16 protein-coding genes are annotated in these 19,798 nt (G+C 58.5%); 10 read left to right on the top strand and 6 right to left on the bottom strand.

Annotated features, from left to right (window positions below):
* Positions 1–182 precede the first annotated feature (182 nt).
* From ACWKWE_RS02320 to ACWKWE_RS02300, 5 genes are all read left to right on the top strand, one after another.
* Positions 183–1,448, top strand: a complete 1,266-nt coding sequence (locus ACWKWE_RS02320; RefSeq protein WP_483849485.1) for an ABC-three component system protein — start codon at positions 183–185, stop codon at positions 1,446–1,448.
* Positions 1,445–1,933, top strand: a complete 489-nt coding sequence (locus ACWKWE_RS02315) for a three component ABC system middle component (RefSeq protein WP_483849484.1) — start codon at positions 1,445–1,447, stop codon at positions 1,931–1,933. Before ACWKWE_RS02320 ends, ACWKWE_RS02315 begins: the two co-directional genes overlap by 4 nt.
* The gene (locus ACWKWE_RS02310) at positions 1,930–3,894 is read left to right on the top strand and encodes a DUF3732 domain-containing protein (protein ID WP_483849483.1); all 1,965 of its coding nucleotides are present in this window, start codon (positions 1,930–1,932) and stop codon (positions 3,892–3,894) included. Before ACWKWE_RS02315 ends, ACWKWE_RS02310 begins: the two co-directional genes overlap by 4 nt.
* A 138-nt stretch (positions 3,895–4,032) precedes the next feature.
* The gene (locus tag ACWKWE_RS02305; protein ID WP_483849482.1) at positions 4,033–4,551 is read left to right on the top strand and encodes a hypothetical protein; all 519 of its coding nucleotides are present in this window, start codon (positions 4,033–4,035) and stop codon (positions 4,549–4,551) included.
* A 162-nt stretch (positions 4,552–4,713) separates the two neighbouring features.
* The gene (locus ACWKWE_RS02300; RefSeq protein WP_483849481.1) at positions 4,714–5,973 is read left to right on the top strand and encodes an HNH endonuclease; all 1,260 of its coding nucleotides are present in this window, start codon (positions 4,714–4,716) and stop codon (positions 5,971–5,973) included.
* Between the two features lie 100 nt (positions 5,974–6,073).
* On the opposite strand, the gene ACWKWE_RS02295 is transcribed toward ACWKWE_RS02300, so the two are convergent.
* From ACWKWE_RS02295 to ACWKWE_RS02285, 3 genes are all read right to left on the bottom strand, one after another.
* Positions 6,074–6,532 carry a DUF3320 domain-containing protein gene (locus tag ACWKWE_RS02295; protein ID WP_483849480.1) on the bottom strand — a complete coding sequence of 153 codons (459 nt, stop codon included), beginning with the start codon at positions 6,530–6,532 and terminating at the stop codon, positions 6,074–6,076.
* Between the two features lie 409 nt (positions 6,533–6,941).
* Positions 6,942–8,201 (bottom strand): type II toxin-antitoxin system HipA family toxin, encoded by a 1,260-nt coding sequence (locus ACWKWE_RS02290; protein WP_483849479.1) that lies wholly within the window; start codon positions 8,199–8,201, stop codon positions 6,942–6,944.
* Positions 8,194–8,517: a helix-turn-helix domain-containing protein gene (locus ACWKWE_RS02285; protein ID WP_483849478.1), complete on the bottom strand. Its 324-nt coding sequence runs from the start codon at positions 8,515–8,517 to the stop codon at positions 8,194–8,196. The genes ACWKWE_RS02290 and ACWKWE_RS02285 overlap by 8 nt, the downstream gene beginning before the upstream one ends.
* A 318-nt stretch (positions 8,518–8,835) precedes the next feature.
* On the opposite strand from ACWKWE_RS02285, the gene mexE reads away from it, so the two are divergent.
* From mexE to ACWKWE_RS02270, 3 genes are read left to right on the top strand one after another with little or no spacing between them, the layout of a single operon-like run.
* Positions 8,836–10,077, top strand: coding sequence for a multidrug efflux RND transporter periplasmic adaptor subunit MexE (gene mexE, locus ACWKWE_RS02280; RefSeq protein ID WP_166597792.1), 1,242 nt, complete (start codon positions 8,836–8,838; stop codon positions 10,075–10,077).
* Between the two features lie 12 nt (positions 10,078–10,089).
* The gene (locus tag ACWKWE_RS02275) at positions 10,090–13,281 is read left to right on the top strand and encodes an efflux RND transporter permease subunit (RefSeq protein ID WP_166597791.1); all 3,192 of its coding nucleotides are present in this window, start codon (positions 10,090–10,092) and stop codon (positions 13,279–13,281) included.
* A complete protein-coding gene (locus ACWKWE_RS02270) occupies positions 13,281–14,678 on the top strand; it encodes an efflux transporter outer membrane subunit (RefSeq protein WP_166597790.1) in 1,398 nt (465 codons plus the stop codon). The genes ACWKWE_RS02275 and ACWKWE_RS02270 overlap by 1 nt, the downstream gene beginning before the upstream one ends.
* Before the next feature lie 139 nt (positions 14,679–14,817).
* Here ACWKWE_RS02270 and ACWKWE_RS02265 read toward each other — a convergent pair whose 3' ends face one another.
* The gene (locus tag ACWKWE_RS02265) at positions 14,818–16,485 is read right to left on the bottom strand and encodes a PAS domain-containing hybrid sensor histidine kinase/response regulator (protein ID WP_483849477.1); all 1,668 of its coding nucleotides are present in this window, start codon (positions 16,483–16,485) and stop codon (positions 14,818–14,820) included.
* On the bottom strand, positions 16,469–17,632 hold the full coding sequence (gene ercA / locus ACWKWE_RS02260; protein ID WP_166597788.1) for an alcohol dehydrogenase-like regulatory protein ErcA: 1,164 nt from the start codon (positions 17,630–17,632) through the stop codon (positions 16,469–16,471). Before ercA ends, ACWKWE_RS02265 begins: the two co-directional genes overlap by 17 nt.
* Before the next feature lie 305 nt (positions 17,633–17,937).
* Between ercA and ACWKWE_RS02255 the strand changes: the two genes are divergently transcribed.
* Positions 17,938–18,603 (top strand): response regulator, encoded by a 666-nt coding sequence (locus ACWKWE_RS02255; protein WP_483849476.1) that lies wholly within the window; start codon positions 17,938–17,940, stop codon positions 18,601–18,603.
* A gap of 141 nt (positions 18,604–18,744) precedes the next feature.
* On the opposite strand, the gene ACWKWE_RS02250 is transcribed toward ACWKWE_RS02255, so the two are convergent.
* Entirely contained in the window at positions 18,745–19,074 is a 330-nt protein-coding gene (locus ACWKWE_RS02250) for a thioredoxin family protein (RefSeq protein ID WP_166597786.1), read from the bottom strand.
* A 170-nt stretch (positions 19,075–19,244) separates the two neighbouring features.
* On the opposite strand from ACWKWE_RS02250, the gene ACWKWE_RS02245 reads away from it, so the two are divergent.
* The gene (locus ACWKWE_RS02245; protein ID WP_166597785.1) at positions 19,245–19,793 is read left to right on the top strand and encodes a winged helix-turn-helix transcriptional regulator; all 549 of its coding nucleotides are present in this window, start codon (positions 19,245–19,247) and stop codon (positions 19,791–19,793) included.
* Positions 19,794–19,798 lie beyond the last annotated feature (5 nt).

Genomic DNA, 19,798 nt, shown 5'->3' with positions numbered 1-19,798 from the left:
AAGACATGATGGCTCCGCAGGCAAGGGCTCGCAGCCACTCAGACGGCAATAGCCAACCACTACACATCAGGCGTTGCTTGTGGCGTATACGACCGCATCAGAAGGCGTTCGATAGACTCGGCTCGCCCCCATCTCAGGCCCAGCAGACCTGGGATGAACAACCTTGGAACATGGGCTGAATTATGACCTCTGTAGCAAGCAACGACTCCGCAGACCAAAAGAAAGATAGCGATCCCTACAGCGCTGGAGAACAGGGGCTGGGCTACATCTTCCAACCTCGCTTTGCACTGTACCAGGCATTAGAGCTTCCAGAGGACACCGCGATCCTCATCGAGAAGGAAGATGACCTCGATTTCCTGGAGTCCTCCGGAAAGAAGACACTGGCCTCTCTCAAGCACAAAGCTGTCGGTGAACGCCTGACTGACCTGTCTGTCGACTTCTGGAAGTCGGTCAATATCTGGCTAACTCGTTACCAGGCCAATGGGAGGGTTGAGTCTGACTATCAGTTTTTCCTGTTCACCACCTCGTCCGTCGCGCCGGATTCATTCTTGAAATTCTTTCTGTACGGCGCTGATACAACGCAGGCTCAGCCCAGCCTTTGGCAACTGACAGAGAACACACTCGCCACCAGCAAGGCGAAATCGTTCACCAAGATCAAGGAGTTGCTCTCGAAGCTGACAGCGCTGGAGAAAGAAGACTTCGTATCGAGAATCACGATTATTGACAGCACGCCTCGGATTGGCGATCTCCCAGCACTCATTAAGGCCCAGAAAATGCGGCCAATCCGTGCTGAGCACAGAGATGCAATCTTTGAGCGCCTGGAGGGGTGGTGGAATGACCTGATCATCCAGATGCTCTGCGAGCCGCAGAGCGAGCCCGCATATGCCCGGGACGTTTCGGAGAAGCTGTTCAACTTCAGTGAGGAGTACAAGGATGACAATCTTCCGATCACCTTCGAGGACGCGACACCCACATCCCCCATTGATATAAGCATCGATAACCGGCTGTTCGTAAGTCAACTCCGTGAGTTGAAACTGAGCCCCAGCCGCATTCGAAATGCGATCTTGGACTACTACCGAGCATTTGAGCAGCGCTCAGCCTGGGCAAGGCAGCGCTTGGTGGGCGCTGAAGAAATCATGAAGTATGAACGCCGGCTGACGAATGAGTGGGAGCGCACCAAAGACGTCCTATTCGACGATGATGCACTCGGTGCGTCAATCGAGGACTGCTCTGACCCGGAACTGATTGCCGTTGCCAAGAAGCTGTATACCTGGGCTGAGACAGAAGCCCAGAAGCTTGATCACCTGAAAATCCGGGCACGTGTGACAGAGCCTTACGTACTTCGCGGCAGCTTTCAGATTCTCGCTAACAAGCGCCCCTATCCCACCGTTTACTGGCATCCACAGCTTCTGGATCGCCTATCAAAGGCTGCTGGAGAGACCGAATGATTCGCTGGGACGAGCGTCCGTTCGAGACCAAAAATCTGTTCAACCCTGCCTTCTGCGCGATTGTCTTGATCCGTGCGCTCAAGGCCTATGCGGTGATAGATCCCAAGGGGATGCCCTTTTCGATGTCACTGCTTGTATTGCCGCTAAGCCTCCACCACGAATCTCGAAACGCACTTCTCAAGCACTACAAGGGCTACCTGCTCAAAACGGTAGAAACCTATCCCCAGATGCAAATCGGACTGGCAGAGAGGGTAACTGAAATGCTGCCGTTCACTTTCGAGGCATTTGCGTTGGCGCACTACACCGATTGCTTCGAGGTCACCACGCAGGGACGACTCCTCCCGAAAGCCAGGAGGGTTAAAGCAGACATCGAGGGCACCGAGGAAACAGTGGCGTGCCAACGTGCAGCGGCTCTGTTGGGGAGAGAGTTCGCCAAGATTGCAGACAGGGTTACGGTGTACACCGCTTTTGGAATTCGACCATGAAAATCAGCTCCATCCATGTATACAGCCACGATGGCCAGCGCCGCGATGTCAACTTCGAAGTCGACGGACTCAACATCATTACGGGCCGCTCGTCGACAGGTAAATCCGCCCTTTCGGATATCATCGAATACTGCATGGGCCAATCCAACTTCAACGTTTCGGATGGTGTTATCCAAGACAAAGTATCCTGGTTCGCAGTGATCTATCAATTTCCCGACGTGCAGGTCATGGTGGCGAAGCCGGCCCCACGGTCAGGCGGCGCGAGCTGCAGCCTGGCCATGACGCGTACCGGGGAGTTCGTGCAGCCCCTTGAGTTTTCCGAGCTTGTGGTCAACACGGACGACGTCGCCGTCACCTCGTTGCTGTCACGCCAACTTGGCATTCCGGAAAACCGCACAGAGGTTGCTGAGGAGCACACGCGTAACAGCTACGAAGCGTCCATCAAGCATTCGTACTACTACCTCTTCCAAAGGCAGGGCCTAGTCACCAACAAGGATCAGCTTTTCTATCGCCAGAACGAGCCGTTCCAACCCCAGGCGATCAGAGATACGCTTCCCATCCTGCTCGGCGCGTCAACCAATGAGCGATACGAGCTGCAGACTAGGCTGCGGACAGCTCAGCGAGACCTGAGAGCCCAGACAAAGCTGCTTGAGCAGGCGAACCAAGCCGTGGGCAACAACCGAAACCAGGCCATCGCACTACTGACTGAAGCCAAGTCCGTAGGAATACTCCCTCCAGAGTCCCCCATTGGGGAGGTCGAGGAGATTATTACCGCGCTCAAAACAGCAGCACAATGGACTCCCGCCAAACCGCACTCCCAGCCTGATGACAAGGTACCCAAGTTGGAAGTTGAGCTGGTCAAGCTGAGGAAAACCAAGCGCGAGGTCAAATCCAAAATTGAGGCCGGCCAAGTGTTCGAGCGGCGTGCCGGCGGCTTCCAGAGCGAGGCATCGGAACATATCGACCGCCTCTTATCCATCAAGTCGCTTCCGAAGAATGCAACAACAGGCGAATGGCAGTGGCCTTTTGCAGAAAAGAACTTGGCGATGGACACCCCGATAGCCCAAGCGCTCATCGGCGAACTGGCGTCTCTGGAGGCAGAAATGCAGACAGTGATGGGGCAACGTCCGCAGATTCAGGGCTACCTAGCGGAGGAAAACCAACGCCTTCAGGACACGACCAAGTCGATTGTCGAGAAGGAAGCGGAGCTGACAGCCGCCATCGCCGCCAATACGGTGCTGGCGAACGCACAGAAGCAAAGCGACGCCGCCAAGCATGTCGTGGGGCGCATCAGCTTTTTCCTTGAAGGCTTCGTCCCTGACAGTTCGCTGAAACAGCAAGAGGCTGACTATCGCCGTCGGGAAATGCGCGTTCAGGAGCTGGAAAAGGCGCTGGCAGATGTCGATCTGGATGACCGCCTGGCGTCGATCATGAACAGCATCTCGGCACAGTTCAATCTCTACAACAAACGATTCGAATCTGAATTCAGTGCCTATCCTGCCCGATTCGACCTGAAGAAGCTGACTATCATTTTCGACCGCCCTGAGCGCTCTGTGCCCATGGCTCGGACAGGCGGCGGCGAAAACTACCTGGCCTATCATCTCTCCGCGCTGCTCGCTTTGCATTGGTACTGCGCCAAGAGCAATCGACCCATGCCGCGCTTCTTGTTGATCGATCAGCCGACCCAAGTGTATTTCCCTTCAGAGGAATCCTACAAAGCGGTCGACGGTACGGTATTGAACACCGAGCAATCCGATGCCGATATGGACTCGGTATGCAAGCTATTCAACTTGCTATACCAATTCACGGTCGAAGACGTACCAGGCTTCCAGATCATCATCACCGAGCACGCCAATCTACGGGATGACTGGTTCCAGAAGTCTCTGGTCGAGGCACCTTGGAGCAAACCTCCGGCGTTGGTGCCTGAGGGCTGGCCACTCAAGAGTGAAGTGACGTTCTGACGAGCTGTTGAATGCGCCGCTTCTCTTGGCGATGGGTACCAAATGCATCCACTTGAGTTGCATCGAACCTAGGCAAAACCGAAAGCTTGAGTGAGTCCTGGCCCCTCGTGCTAGGACAGCCTTCCACTAGGAGTTGCCATGACCCGTCTCCGCTTCATCCCCATTCAACTGACACGCTACCCACACACGAACGAAGCGCTGTTCGCCATTGCCCTATGGCCCGTATTGTTCGCGATCGGCTGCTGGCGAACGCCACAAATCGTCCAGTTTCTGAACGGAACGCTCAGGGGGTTGAGATCAGCATGCTGCAGGTCTTTCTGGCGGGCTTTGGCGCCTAACAACACCAGCCTCAGCGAAGGTACCTGGCAAGGACACATCTTTCAGTATGCACGTTTCCAAACGTGGGCAGAGGTGCTGATTTTCCTGGTGGAGGTCTCTCTGCCGCTGCTGAAGATCAACCTAGTTGAGTGGGCAGCAGTGAAGGCAGACCAGGATTTTTTTTGTTCAATCTGTCACGGCTCTTCGCTGACGGTAGTGAGGCGGAAACCTGATCTTGGGCTTGCTAAGTATGAATGCGGGCAATGCACTCACAGCTTCTGGAGAGATGAAAAGGGGAGCGGATCCATTCTGACGACAGTAACCTTCATCGACGCATGAATCGACGCCAACTTGGTGGACTTGAGCGTTATCTTGATACACCACGGGATGGCGATTATACAGATAGATTCACGTCTATCCGACAATGACCAAAAATGACCACTAACGCTGGCGTGCTCATAGCAACAAGAAGTTAGGGTTACGATGACCTATGGAGCGGTTATGGACGAAGTATTTGCCACGTGCATCATCTGTAGAAATGAAAAAGCTCAGAAATGCTTTAACGACGAGCATGTAATCCCCGACTCTCTAGGCGGCTATTACCATATCCGCACAGTTTGCATGGATTGTAACTCCCGTGTCGGAAGAAAAGTTGACTCTCCCCTGGTCAATCACAAGCTTTCGGAACTCTACCGTTTCGGACAGGAAATAGAAGGCAAGAGCGGGAAAATACCCAACCCATTCGCTGGAACTTTTTCACAAAAAGACTCACCCGAAAAGAAGGCCCGGCTGGATGTAGGAAGCGATGGTAGCCTGAAACTTTATCGGCCACCTGAGCTGAAGTGGGGCGAAGAAGGTAGCAAGCTTATCCTTAGCATTTCTATAGACCCGAAAGATGAGAAAAAACTTGACGACATTGTCGCCAAGGCCCTTGCCCGCAAACAGATTTCACCTGAAACAGTTGCGAGGGGTGAGAAAACGCTTACGCTCGAGAAAGCCGCATACACATGCAGTTGGAAAATAGACGTACAGAATTTCAAACTTGGGTTGCTCAAAATCGCCTACGAATTTTCGGTCGATACCTTGCCTGATTATTTTCATGATGATACAGCGGTCACCATCTCTCAGATCTTGCGAGATGGACGCTATGAGGATGCTCTAGAGTACGTCAAGATTGGAAATGGACTTCAGGGCAAAATTTGGGATCCATTCAATCAATTCTTGGATTTGGATAGCAGAACTCACTATTTGGCATTGGCCTCAACTGACGATATGGGCTTGGTCTGCCTCATAAAGCTACATGACCTGTTCGCCATTGGCGTTATTCTTTCTCCAAAACGATATTTGGATGAAGGTGAAATGCATATAGGCATTAACTCCCTTGACAAAAGGAGCTTTATTCGGATAACCGGGCATGAAATGGTCAATCGATGCTTTGGCCCTCGACACTGCCGACCCTTGTTTGATCTAGGCCTGAACCCTATGCAGGATGCCATTAGCGAAATAACTAGCCTAAGTTTTGTGTACGAGGGGCAGGCTAACGAGCATGTGCCGCTGTACTCCCGCCAAGGGCATTTGATTTGTTACCTCAAAGAGGCGATTCTTCAAGCGCAAATCGAACACAAGGTTGAAGGGAAAATCAATACGGACACTTATTGGTTTGACCCGCGCTTAAAATATTTCGTGAAAGCCGTTAACACTGGAAATCTCTATCGCATCGTCGCGTACGAGATGGTTCGAGAGCAGATTAAGAAGCTGTGAGCAATAGCCTATAGATTAGTAACGCCTGCCTCCTTGGCGACTGCGTGGATCAGCGCGTCAGCCTCATGCCCTATCGCTTGCATCTCACTCACCAGAGATGCTAACTCCTGTAGGCAAACTCCGTAAGGCTTCGCATCGAGTCATCATCGCCTGGTCGGCGGAACGATGGAGATGCATCCGGTGACAAGTGGGTCGGCCAGAAGAAGGTGCCGAGCTGCTCCTCGTCATGTGAACCGAAGTGAGCGCGCGCGACATGGTCAACGCGATCTTGGATACGTGCACCTGTGCGCACCCAGCCATGCGCACGGGCTATACGTCGGGCCAGAACTGGGCTTTCGTCATTGACGACGCGGGAGATCATGCTCTGCAAAATCGGCGTATAGGCCGAATCGAAGAACTGATCAGAGCTATTCCCTTCCACCGCTTGGGCAGGATCCGTACCCCGATAAACCGGATAGCCCACGAGTTCGTATGGTACGTACTCCGCAGCGGCATCTACGGTGGCCACCTTCGCGTACTTTAGCTCCTGGAAAGAGCCAGCCGGATCATTGGCAGGCATCCCCTCCTCTCCTGCCACCACCTAACTGACCTGCTCCACCACTTCGATGACCTCGGCCACTGCAGCATCCGCTCTCATCCGAAACAAGAACCAAATCGATTGCACGCAGATGGAAGACTGCTGCCGGCGCATTGCAGCATAAAAATACTGCAACGCGCCGCGGAAGCAGGATGAGGACAGTCACAAGAACATTAAATACTGACTTCAGGGCGTACACTGAAAGCCAGCCAAAGCCACACTGGTTTTTATCAGGAATCGCCGTTCGCGATCGCTTGAACACCCGGTGCGAATGGGGGCAAAAATGGGGGCATAACTTGATTTTTTTAGCTGAAAGCACCGTCCTATAGCCAAGTCAAAATGTTTTTTGGCGATCCGGACAGTCTTTAACGCTGTTTGCTGGCCTGTCCGCTTACCGAAGCAGCCGGATATTCTCGTTGATACGGTGCTGAACCATCTGCCGGGTGGCCAAGGTAATGGCGTTCGGGTATTGCTTCTGTGCCAAGGCTTCGAACCCCGCTCCAACATCGCACACGCGATCAATCAGGGCAGCAGCGACGTCCGCCGCAAGCTCGGCTTCTCTGGCAAGACCGAGCATGGCCGCACGGTCGATCGCCAATGCCTCGCCCATGACGTCCATCTGGTGATACCCCCCGGGCCCTTCGCAAAACGTAACGTCGTAAGCGGGCGCCAGGGTCCAGGCGCCGGTTGATGACATCACGTACGCGAAATTCTTCGGGTGATCGTCCCGGTTGTTGAACACCACATTGAAGACGGCACGTTCGAATGCGAGCGCTTTCCCGCGCATGTCGTTGGTGCACAGTTGCGTCGCCCGAAGGAAGTTGACGTAGTCCAATGAGCCCGGCGATGTGAAATCTGCTCCCGTGAATGCCGCAAGGCTCTGCATCGGCACGCGCAGGCCGTTTTTTCGATCAAAGCGCCGACTGGCGAAAGCCGCGAGCCCGTTGGGCAGTTCGAAATACAGGGTATCGGGCGTCGAGATGCCACACATCCGCAGGCACTCGGCATACAACGTCTCAATCGCGCACACTTCGGGATGCTCGCCCCGTGCAGGAAACTTGACCAGCCAGGCCTCGAAGGCCGGATTGACCGCCGTTGTGAAGTGGCCGGTCTGCGGGTCGCGGTACACGAGGGCCTTGGGCCTGGCCCCCTGCGGAGAGCCACCCACGAGCATCAATTGCGCCAGAAACTCGCCACCGTCGCCATTGAGTACGTGCCGGACTTCAGCCGCCAGCGCGTCAAGCGAGACGTGTTGCCGGGCCTCCTCCCCTTCGGGTGCCACAGGCTCGAACGTCATCGCGCCCATCGCGTTGTCCCCTACGTACGCAAGTCGCTCCAGAGGCCCGATCCGGGCGGTGTTGAGATGGCGGCGCCTGAACAGCCGATCCATCAGCAGCATGCCCCAGCCATCGGGCAAGGCATCATAGACCGGGCCCGGCAGGCCTAGCTGATGAGGCGCAAACCCTTTGCGCAAGGTCTCGCCTTTAAGCGGGAGGGTGAATGAAGACAGCTCCAGCCCCCGCTTCTTCGCCTCCGCGCTGTATTCGAAAACGATCTGCGGACGCCCGTTGATCGCCGCCGTGGAGACCAGCGTGCCCCACAGCCAACGCTCGCCCCAACCTTCATAGAAAACATGCACTTGCTCAAGCATCAGTAGGTGCCCGCTTCACTCGTTGACGCCGCGTGCTGCGTTCATAACGGCGAATGTCATCAACACTTTCCAGGCGCGGCAGGAACAGCGCTTCGAGTTCCTTGCTTCGACCCAGCACCACAGCGATCCGGACAACGGTCTCCATGCCAACGTTGCGTCCGGCTTCAAGGTTCGACACAGTGGTGACCCCTACGCCAGCGCGCCCGGCCAGATCGCTCTGTGTCATCTGCTGGGCCAGACGTTCGGTGCGCAAGCGCTCGCACAGCTGTTTCACAATCTCGTCCGGTTTACTGAAGTTGAAATCTGACACGATCATGACTCCGCAGTGATAGATGCTTCAGCAAGGAGGATAGGAGGGTGTGCGCCACATATCAATTCTAAATCCATTATATTGGACCTTATGACGAATATTATGAGATAAGCGACACTATAATGGAGTTACCAAGCAGACCTTGATTGACTGCGATCAACGTGGCCATAGAACGACGCCCATTATCGTCCCAACCCCCGTCCCAGAGCCTTTGTAACCGGAAATATCATTCCCGCTGATATTTACCTTCGCCGTATTCGATTCGTGCAATAGAACCCCCGAGAACAGAATCCGCCCATCTCAATAACATCGGCGGATTTTCCCATGGTTCAGTCACTTACTCCCTTGCGCTATCCCCTTGCCGCGCTGGCACTGGTGGTGCTCAGCGCGTGTGGTAAAGGCCCTGAGACGGCAGCGCAGGCTCCGGCGGCAGCCAAGGTCAACGTGGCCAAGGTGCTTGAGCAGCCCGTCAACGAATGGGATGAAGTCACGGCGCGTCTGGAAGCTCCGGAAACCGTGCAGGTTCGTCCTCGTGTTTCGGGTCAGATCGATGCCGTTGCGTTCACCGACGGTGAGCTGGTGAAGAAAGGCGACCTGTTGTTCCAGATTGACCCGCGTCCGTTCGAAGCTGAAGTGCATCGCCTCGACGCCCAACTGCAACAGGCCAAGGCCGCATCGGTTCGCAGCAACAACGAAGCCCAACGTGGCGAGCGTTTGCGCACCAACAACGCGATCTCGGCGGAACTGGCCGACTCGCGGACCACCACCGCGCAGGAATCCAAAGCAGCTGTGGCGGCCATCCAGGCCCAGCTCGATCTGGCGAAGCTGAACCTGAGCTTTACCCGCGTGACCGCGCCGATCACTGGCCGTGTCAGCCGTGCAGAAATCACCTCGGGCAACATCGTCACCGCCGATCAGAGCATCCTCACCAGCGTGGTCTCCACCGACAAGGTGTACGCCTACTTCGACGCCGACGAACGTGTGTTCCTCAAGTACAACCAACTGGCCCGCGACGGCAAACGCGGCGCGACCAGCCCGGTGTACATGGGCCTGTCCAATGAAGCTGAAAACCCGCATCAGGGCCAGATGAACTTCGTCGACAACCAGGTCAACCCACGCACCGGCACCATCCGTGGCCGCGCCGTGTTCGACAACAGCAAGGGCGAATACACCCCTGGCCTGTATGCCCGTCTGAAGCTGGTCGGCAGCGGCACCTACACCGCGATGCTGATCAAGGACGAAGCCGTCGGTACTGACCTTGGCAAGAAGTTCGTGCTCGTTGTCGACAAGGACAACAAGGCCACCTACCGCAACGTCGACCTGGGTCCGAAACTCGAAGGCCTGCGGATCGTGCGCAGCGGCTTGCAGAAAGACGACCGCATCGTGGTCAGCGGCCTGCAACGCGTGCGTCCGGGCTCACCGATCGATCCGCAAGACACCCCGATGGCCAGCGCCGAGACGCTCGCTGCTCTGCAACAACAGCGCCAGGCACTTGAAGCCAGCAACCAACCGAAGCCCCAGTCCAAACTGGATGCCAAAGTTGCCGCTGCTACGCCACGCGGTTAAGGGACACACTCGATGAATTTTTCAAAATTCTTTATCACGCGACCGATCTTCGCAGCGGTGCTTTCGCTGTTGATCCTGATCGCGGGCGCCATCTCGCTGTTCCAGCTACCGATCAGTGAATACCCGGAAGTCGTGCCACCGACCGTCGTCGTGCGTGCCAACTTCCCCGGCGCCAACCCGAAAGTGATCGGCGAAACCGTGGCGGCGCCTCTGGAGCAAGCCATTACCGGTGTCGAGAACATGCTGTACATGTCCTCCCAGGCCACCGCCGACGGCAAACTCACCCTGACCATCACCTTCGCGCTGGGGACCAACCTCGACACCGCGCAGGTTCAGGTGCAGAACCGCGTCACGCGGACCGAGCCGAAACTGCCGGAAGAAGTGACCCGCATCGGTATCACCGTGGACAAGGCCTCCCCGGACCTGACCATGGTGGTCCACTTGACCTCCCCCGATCAGCGTTACGACATGCTGTACCTGTCGAACTATGCCGTGCTGAACATCAAGGATGAGCTGGCGCGTCTGAACGGTGTCGGTGACGTGCAGCTGTTCGGTATGGGTGACTACTCCCTGCGTGTCTGGCTCGACCCGAACAAGACTGCATCACGCAACATCACCGCGACCGATGTCGTCAACGCCATTCGTGAGCAGAACCGTCAGGTGGCCGCCGGTCAACTGGGTGCACCGCCCTCCCCGAGCGCGACCAGCTTCCAGATGTCGATCAACACCCAAGGTCGTCTGGTGACCGAGGAAGAGTTCGAAAACATCATCGTGCGTGCGGGCGAAAACGGCGAAATCACCCGTGTCCGCGACATCGCCCGTGTCGAACTCGGCTCCAGCCAGTATGCCCTGCGTTCGTTGCTGAACAACCAGCCGGCCGTGGCGATCCCGATCTTCCAGCGTCCAGGCTCCAACGCCATCGACATTTCCAACGAAGTGCGCGGCGAAATGGAACTGCTGAAGAAGAGCTTCCCGGAAGGCATGGACTACAGCATCGTCTATGACCCGACGATCTTCGTGCGCGGCTCGATCGAAGCGGTGGTTCACACCCTCTTCGAAGCGCTGATCCTCGTGGTCCTGGTGGTGATCCTGTTCCTGCAGACCTGGCGTGCCTCGATCATCCCGCTGGCCGCTGTGCCGGTGTCGCTGATCGGTACGTTCGCGGTCATGCACCTGTTCGGCTTCTCCCTCAATGCGCTGTCGCTGTTCGGCCTCGTACTCGCGATCGGTATCGTGGTGGACGACGCCATCGTGGTGGTCGAGAACGTCGAGCGGAACATCGAACTCGGCCATAAACCGATGGAAGCCACGCAAATCGCCATGCGAGAAGTGACCGGCCCGATCATCGCGACCGCGCTGGTGCTGTGTGCGGTGTTCGTACCGGCGGCCTTCATCTCCGGCCTGACAGGACAGTTCTATAAACAGTTCGCGTTGACCATCGCCATCTCGACGGTGATCTCGGCCTTCAACTCCCTGACCCTGTCGCCTGCACTGGCGGCGGTATTGCTCAAGGGCCACGACGAGCCGAAAGACGGGTTCTCGCGCTTCCTCGACAAGCTCTTGGGTGGCTGGCTGTTCCGTCCGTTCAACCGTTTCTTCGTCAAAGCCAGTAACGGTTACGTCGGCACCGTCGGCCGAGTCATCCGCATCAGCGGCGTGGCACTGGTGGTGTATGCCGGTCTGATCGTCATGACCTGGCTGGGCTTCTCGACCACCCCGACCGGTTTCGTGCCGCAACAGGACAAGCAATACCTGGTGGCCTTCGCCCAATTGCCGGACGCCGCGAGCCTGGACCGCACCGAAGACGTGATCAAACGCATGTCCGACATCGCGCTGAAGCAGCCTGGCGTCGAGAGTGCCGTAGCGTTCCCGGGTCTGTCGATCAACGGGTTCACCAACAGCCCAAACTCCGGCATCGTGTTTGTGACGCTGAAACCGTTCGAAGAACGCACGCTGGCGAGTGAATCCGCCGGTGCAATCGCCGGGGCGTTGAACGGCAAGTACGCGTCGATCCAGGAAGCCTACATGGCGATCTTCCCACCGCCGCCGGTACAGGGCCTGGGCACGATTGGCGGTTTCCGTCTGCAGATTGAAGACCGTGGCAACCTTGGTTACGACGAGCTTTACAAAGAAACGATGAACATCATCGGCAAGAGCCGCAGCGTGCCGGAACTGGCCGCACTGTTCACCAGCTACACCGTGAACGTGCCACAGGTCGATGCCGCCATCGACCGCGAGAAAGCCAAGACCCACGGCGTGGCCATCAGCGACATCTTCGACACCCTGCAGGTGTACCTGGGCTCGCTGTATGCCAACGACTTCAACCGTTTCGGTCGTACCTATCAGGTCAACGTTCAGGCTGAGCAGAAATTCCGTCAGGACGCCGAACAGATCGGTCAGCTGAAAGTGCGCAACAATCTGGGCGAGATGATCCCGTTGGCGACCCTGCTGCACGTCACCAACACCTCCGGCCCGGACCGCGTGATGCACTACAACGGCTTCATCACTGCCGAGATCAACGGTGCCGCCGGCCCAGGCTTCAGCTCGGGTCAGGCACAGGCCGCGATGGAAAAACTGCTCAAGCAGGAACTGCCGAACGGCATGACCTACGAGTGGACTGACCTGACCTACCAACAGATCCTGTCGGGTAACACCGCGCTGCTGGTCTTCCCGCTCTGCGTACTGCTCGCCTTCCTGGTACTGGCCGCGCTGTACGAAAGCTGGAGCCTGCCGCTGGCGGTCATCCTGATCGTGCCGATGACCCTGCTGTCGGCCATCGCCGGTGTGATCATTGCCGGTAGCGACAACAACATCTTCACCCAGATCGGCCTGATCGTACTGGTGGGCCTGGCCTGTAAGAACGCGATCCTCATCGTCGAATTCGCCAAAGACGAACAGGAGAAAGGCAAGACCCCGCTGGAGGCCGTACTGGAAGCCTGCCGCCTGCGTCTGCGTCCGATCCTGATGACCTCCTTTGCGTTCATCATGGGTGTCGTGCCATTGGTGCTGTCGAGCGGTGCCGGTGCCGAGATGCGGCATGCCATGGGTGTGGCGGTGTTCTCCGGGATGCTCGGCGTGACCTTCTTCGGTCTGCTGCTGACCCCTGTGTTCTATGTGCTGATTCGTAACTACGTGGGACGCAAAGAGGCGCGCAAGGCTGCCAAGGCCCAACGCGTCCAGACCATCGCTCCGGAGGCTCATTGATGAAGGCTGTAAAACTCTTCCTGCCGAGCCTGTTGGTCCTTGCGCTGGCGGCCTGTGCCGTCGGCCCTGACTACAAGAAGCCGGACACTGCGGCGGCCAATATTCAGGCGGCGGCACAGGGCACCTACGACCGCAACCGCACCGAGACCATCTGGTGGCAGCAGTTCGAAGACCCGACACTGAACCAGCTGGTGGCTCAGTCGCTGCAAGGCAACCGTGAACTGCGCGTCGCCTTCGCCCGCCTGAAAGCGGCCCGTGCCATCCGTGACGACATCAGCAACGACGCGATGCCGGTTGTGACCAGCCGCGCCAGCAGCCAGATCGGCCGCGCTCAGGTGCCGGGTGAAACCGAGCACCGGGTCAATCAGGAACGCTACGACCTGGGCCTGGACATGGCCTGGGAGATCGACCTGTTCGGCCGCATCCAGCGCGAACTGGAAGCCAGCGACGCTGATCAACAGGTGGCCGAGGCCAATCTGTATCAGCTGCAAGTGACCATGATCGCCGAGTTGGTGGACGCGTACGGTCAACTGCGTGGCGCACAACTGCGCGAACACATTGCCCGGGACAACCTGAAAAACCAGCAGGACTCGCGCAACGTGACCGTGCAATTGCGCGACGAAGGCGTGGGCAACGAGATCGACGTGGTGCGTGCCGATGCCCGTCTCGCGGCGGTAGAAGCCAGCATTCCGCAGCTGCAAGCCGAGCAGGTTCGTGAACGCAACCGCATCGCCACGTTGCTGGGCGAACGCCCGGACGCCATGACCGTGAGCCTGGCCCCGGCCAAGCTTCCGGCCATCTCCAAGGCGCTGCCGATCGGTGACCCGACCAAGCTCCTGGAAAACCGTCCTGACGTGCGCAGTGCCGAACGGCAACTGGCGGCGCAGACCGCGCGGATTGGCGTGCAGACCGCCGACCTGTTTCCACGGGTCAGCCTCAGCGGCTTCCTGGGCTTCACCGCCAGCCGGGGTTCGCAGATCGGTTCGGGTGCCGCCCAAGCCTGGGGCCTTGGCCCGAGCATCACCTGGGCCGCGTTTGACCTGGGCAGTGTGAAGGCGCGTATTCGTGGCGCCAACGCCGATGCCGAAGGCGCACTGGCCAACTACGAGCAGCAAGTGTTGCTGGCGCTGGAAGAAACCGAGAACGCGTTCAGCGACTACGACAAGCGTCAGCAGCGACTGGTGTCGCTGGTGCGTCAGAGCGAGGCGAGCCGTTCGGCAGCCAACCTGGCGAGCATTCAGTACAAGGAAGGCACCGCTGACTTCCTGGTCTTGCTGGATGCCGAGCGCGAGCGTCTGGCGGCTGAAGACTCTCAGGCCCTGGCCGAGATCGACCTGTATCGCGGGATCGTCGCCATCTACAAGGCGCTGGGCGGCGGATGGCAGCCTAACGCCTGATGACCGAAACAAGGGACAGCGTACCCCGCCGTCTTTTCGAAGCCCCGCACTCACAAGGTTCGGGGCTTTTTTGTTTTTCAGGGTTGAGGCATTGCCGCGCTCGTGAAGTCTGGTGAGACGCCTGACAATGGATACACCCTCACCCCAACAACTGACTCACCACAGCCCGCAATTTCCCCGGCTTGACCGGCTTGTTCAGCAGCGGCGCGTTCAGCCGCTGCAATGACCGTCGACACGCATCGGTGCGGTCCGCCGTGATCATCACGCACGGGATTTCCCGGCCGAAATGCGCCCGGAGGTCCGCGACCACGTCACAGCCCAACACCCCGTGGTCGAGATGAAAATCGAACAGGATCATCTCCGGCGCGCGCCCCTGCAGTACCCGGTAGCAGGCGGCCTGATCGGTGGCCGTCAAGACCTCGCAGCCCCACTGCCCCAACAACGCGGCCATGCTGTCGAGAATGCTGGTCTCGTTGTCCAGCACCAGCAGGCGACGTCCCGGCAGCGGGTTGCCCGTGCCTGGCGCTTGGTGGGCAGCGACGTTGATCGGCACCGGCACTTCCGCTGACAACGGCACGTCGATGGAAAACACCGACCCTTTCCCCGGCCGTGAACGGACCTGAATCCGACAGCCCAGAATGCGGCCAATGCGCTCGACGATGGCCAGTCCCAACCCGACCCCTTTACGATCTGCCGCACGGCCGACGTCCAGTTGGTTGAACTCCAGAAAGATCGACGTCAGCCGGTCGTCGGCAATGCCCCGGCCCGTGTCCCACACCTCGATGCGCAGCGCATCCCCTCGCCTGCGCGCCCCGAGCAAAATGCTGCCGTGATCGGTGTAGCGACAGGCGTTGCTGAGGAAATTGCGCAGAATCCGGGTGATCAGCCGCAGGTCGGTACGCACCGCAAACGGGCCGATACGGGCACGCAGGGCCAAACCCGCCGCCTCTGCCACGGGCTCAAATTCCGACACCAGCGGCGCCAACACTTCCTCAAGGCGATACAGCTCGATGTCGGGCTGAATCGACGCCCGGTCGAGCTTGGCAATGTCGAGCAAGTCGGTGAGCAGGTCCTCTGCCCCTTCCAGCGCCTGGTGGGTGCGCTCCACCAATGTCTGTTCGGCATCGGGCAAGTGACGCTCGCGCAGGGTCGAAATCAGCAGCCTCGCGGCGTTCAACGGTTGCAGCAAGTCGTGGCTGGCCGCCGCGAGGTATTTGTCCTTGCTGCGGTTGGCGGACTCGGCGGCGTCGCGGGCCTCACGCAGCTCGTCGGTGCGCGCCGTGACGCGCAATTCAAGCTGGTCATTGAGTTCCTGCAAACGCTTTTGCGCCAGCTTGCGCTCGGTGATGTCGGCCACAAAACCCTCGAACACGCCGTCTTCGTCGGGCTTGAGCAACAGGTTCATGAGCACGTCGACGTAGCTGCCGTCCTTGCGCCGCAACCGGGTTTCATAACCTTGCAGGCTCTGGTCCCGTTGCAGCGCCCGGGCGATGCTCTGCATTTCCGTCTGACCGCCGACGAACAGCGTGCTCCCCAGATCGTCGAGCACCCGCAGCACTTCGTCAGGATCGCGGTAGCCGAGCATGCGCGCCAGTGCCGGATTCGCCGCTCGCAGCCCCTCATGTAACCGCGCCTGAAAGATGCCGTGGACCGCGTGTTCGAACAGCCATTTATAACGGTTGCGCTCGTTTTCCAGCTCGGCGAGACGCAGGGTCAGCTCCGGATAATGGCTCTTGCGCGTCGAATGATTGCCCAGCCCGAGCAGCGCTGTCAGCGCGGACTGCTGGGTATCAGAGGGCTTCGCCATAGACCACTTCGACGTCGCGCTGGCTGGACGTGCGGGGGTTGGTGAGGATGCACGGATCGCCCATGGCATGCCGAGAAAGGAACGGGATATCCGCCGTGCTGACACCGTGCAATCCGAGGGTTTCGTGAAAGCCCATCTGGTGCTTGAGCGAGATCAGATGGTCCACCAATCGCTTGCTGATCGCCGCGTGATTCAGGCCTCGGCAATCGATGCCCAGGGTTTCGGCGATCACCTTGAAGCGGTCCGGCGCCGAGCTGTAATTGAATGCCACCACGTGTTCGATCAACACGGCGTTGCACAGGCCATGGGGCAGATCCAGAAAGCCGCCCAGGCTGTGGGACATGGCGTGCACTGCGCCGAGAATCGCGTTGGAGAACGCCAGCCCCGCCTGCATGCTGCCGAGCATGACTTTCTCGCGCAGGGCAATGTCCGTGGGGTTGGCAATCATCTGCACCAAATGGCCGTTGATCAGCCGCATGGCTTCCAGTGCGTGGGGGTCGGTCAGCGGGCCATGGCCGGTGGACACGAACGCTTCGATGGCATGCACCAGTGCGTCGATACCGGTGCAGGCCGACAGAAACGGGTCCATGCTCAGCGTGGTTTCCGGATCGATCAGCGACACGTCCGGCACCACCGCCTTGCTGACGATGGAGATTTTCATGCGTTCCTGGCGGTCGGAAATGATCACGAATTGCGAGACGTCCGCCGAAGTGCCTGCGGTGGTCGGGATCAGGATCAACGGCGGGCTGGGCACGCGGATGGTGTCCACGCCTTCGAATTCCAGGATGTTACGACCGTGGGCCACCGCGATGCCGATGGCCTTGCCGCAATCCATCGGGCTGCCGCCGCCCACCGCCACGATCACGTCGCAATGGTGTTCACGATAGAGGTCGGCGCCGAGCATCACTTCCTCGACGCGAGGGTTGGGCGACACGGCGCTGTAGATGAAATAGTCGAGGTCTTGCGCGTGCAGGCTGGCTTCGACGTCCGCGACCCAACCGGCGGCGATCACACCAGGGTCGCTGACCACCATGACCTTGCGCGCGCCGAAGGTCTTGGCGTAATTGCCGACGCTGTGACGGCTGCCAGCGCCGAAGATGATTTCCGGGGCCACGAACTTGCGCAGCATGTTGAGGCTCTGGCTCATATCAGGCGGTTTCTTGTTCTTATCGGGAATTGAGGGCCAGCCTAGAGCATCCGCAGGGGTTTGCAATAAGACCAAGGGCTGACGGTGTGGGCAGGCAGCCACGGGCGGCGATACCGGCCTGAAATCCGCGTGTCTCGGGGCGTTCAGCCGTGTCGGTGACGCATGGGTGGATCGAAATCGTTCAGACCGTCTACGACTTTGGTACTGCTTTCGCTCTCGATGGTCGCATTCACAAAGCAGCGCTACTGACGTGTAATGCCGCTCAGGGCCAACGACAGGCCAGACAATAAGAAAGGAAAGACGCCATGTACAAGATCCTGATTGCCGACGACCATCCATTGTTTCGCGAGGCGATTCACAACGTCATCAGCGACGGTTTTCCAGGCAGCGAAGTCATGGAAACCGAAGACCTGGACAGCGCACTGGCGATGACTCAGGGTCATGAAGACCTGGACCTGATTCTGCTGGACCTGAACATGCCGGGGATGCATGGGCTGAACGGCCTGATCAACCTGCGCAACGAGGCGCCGACCATCCCGGTGGTGATCGTCTCTGCCGAGCAGGACAAGCAGGTGGTGCTGCAAGCCATTACGTATGGCGCCGTGGGGTTCATTACCAAATCATCGCCACGCAAGCAGATGACCGACGCCATCGAGCAGATCCTCAACGGCAATGTCTACCTGCCGCCGGACATCATCCGCAGCCAGAAACCTGGCCACCGCAGCACCCCTCGCGACGCCCAGCAGCTCCAGCCTGAAATGCTCGAAGCGCTGACCCGCAAACAGTTGCAGGTGCTGGAGCGCATGACCAAGGGCGATTCCAACAAACAGATCGCCTTCACCCTCACCATCGCCGAGACCACGGTCAAAGCCCACGTCTCTGCGATCCTGCGCAAGCTCAACGTGCACAACCGGGTACAAGCGATTCTGAGCGCCGGGGATATCGACTTCGCGGCGTACTTGCGCCGGTAACTGCCCAAGTGCCCGCCATGGACTTCAGGCTCACGCTAATTCCTGTAGGAGTGAGCTTGCTCGCGAAGTCGGTCTGCCATTCATTCGGAGGATAAAAAATCGCCATCGCGAGCAAGCTCACTCCTACAGTTTTGCGCTACGTTAGCCCTGCCGTACCGCCCCTTCGAACGCCTCTTCAATGTCACTCATGCGAGTCGGCCTCACCAGTCGCCCGACTTCCTGCCCGTCGCGCATGAACACCAGTGTCGGCCACAGCTTCACCTTGAACGAGCGCCCCAACCTGCGGCCGCTGCCATCTTCGACTTTAACGTGGCGTACCTGCGGATACTCGGCAAACACCTCGCCGATCAACGGCAGGGCTGCCTTGCAGTGCCCGCACCAATTTGTGCCGAAATCGATCACGGACACCCCCGCCAGCGCATCCACTTCAGCACGGGTCAGGGTTTCGGGCAGATAAAGCGCTTCTGTCATCACCAGCCTCCTCTTAGGGTCCGGGCAGTGTAACGCCCTCCTCCACGCTGCCACACCCAGCCGCTTGTCACTTTCATAGCCATAGTGACTTGCATGATGAAAGTCACTTAGCTAGATTATAACCATAATTTTCTCCCGCACTGCCCTCGATAGCCCCGGAGGCTATGGCCATGAAGAAGAAAAGCTTTGCGAACATGCCCTGCCCGATTGCCCTCAGCCTCGAACACGTCGGGGACTGGTGGAACATCTTGATCCTGCGCGACCTGTCCTACGGTTTGTGCCGCTTCGACGAATTTGAAAAAAGTCTCGGTATTGCGCCCAGCACCCTGACACGACGCCTCAACGGCCTGATCGAGTCCGGGCTGGTCGAGCGTCACGCCTACACCGACAAACCGCTGCGTTATGACTACGTGCTCACCGAAAGCGGCCGCGACTTCCGCACCGTGGTGCTGAGCTTGATGAAATGGGGACACAAACACTTCTCCGGCGAGCGCTCGAACATTGAGTTGTTCGACGAGAACACGGGCGTGCCCGTCGATTTGGTGCTGACCGACGGCAATACCGGCAAACGTATCAACATGCACGACCACAGCCTTCGCTACAAAGGCGCGCCGGACAGCCTGTCCGCGTGGCGCCTTGAAACCGGCCGCCCGCGCCGCGACGCCTACCGCAAGACGCTTCCCAAACCCTCTTCCCAACCTCAGCAGAATCACAGGTAAACCGC

The organism is Pseudomonas salicis, assembly GCF_057128705.1.
The sequence above is the reverse complement of the archived record's forward strand: the minus strand, read 5'-3'. Positions and strand labels throughout refer to the sequence as shown.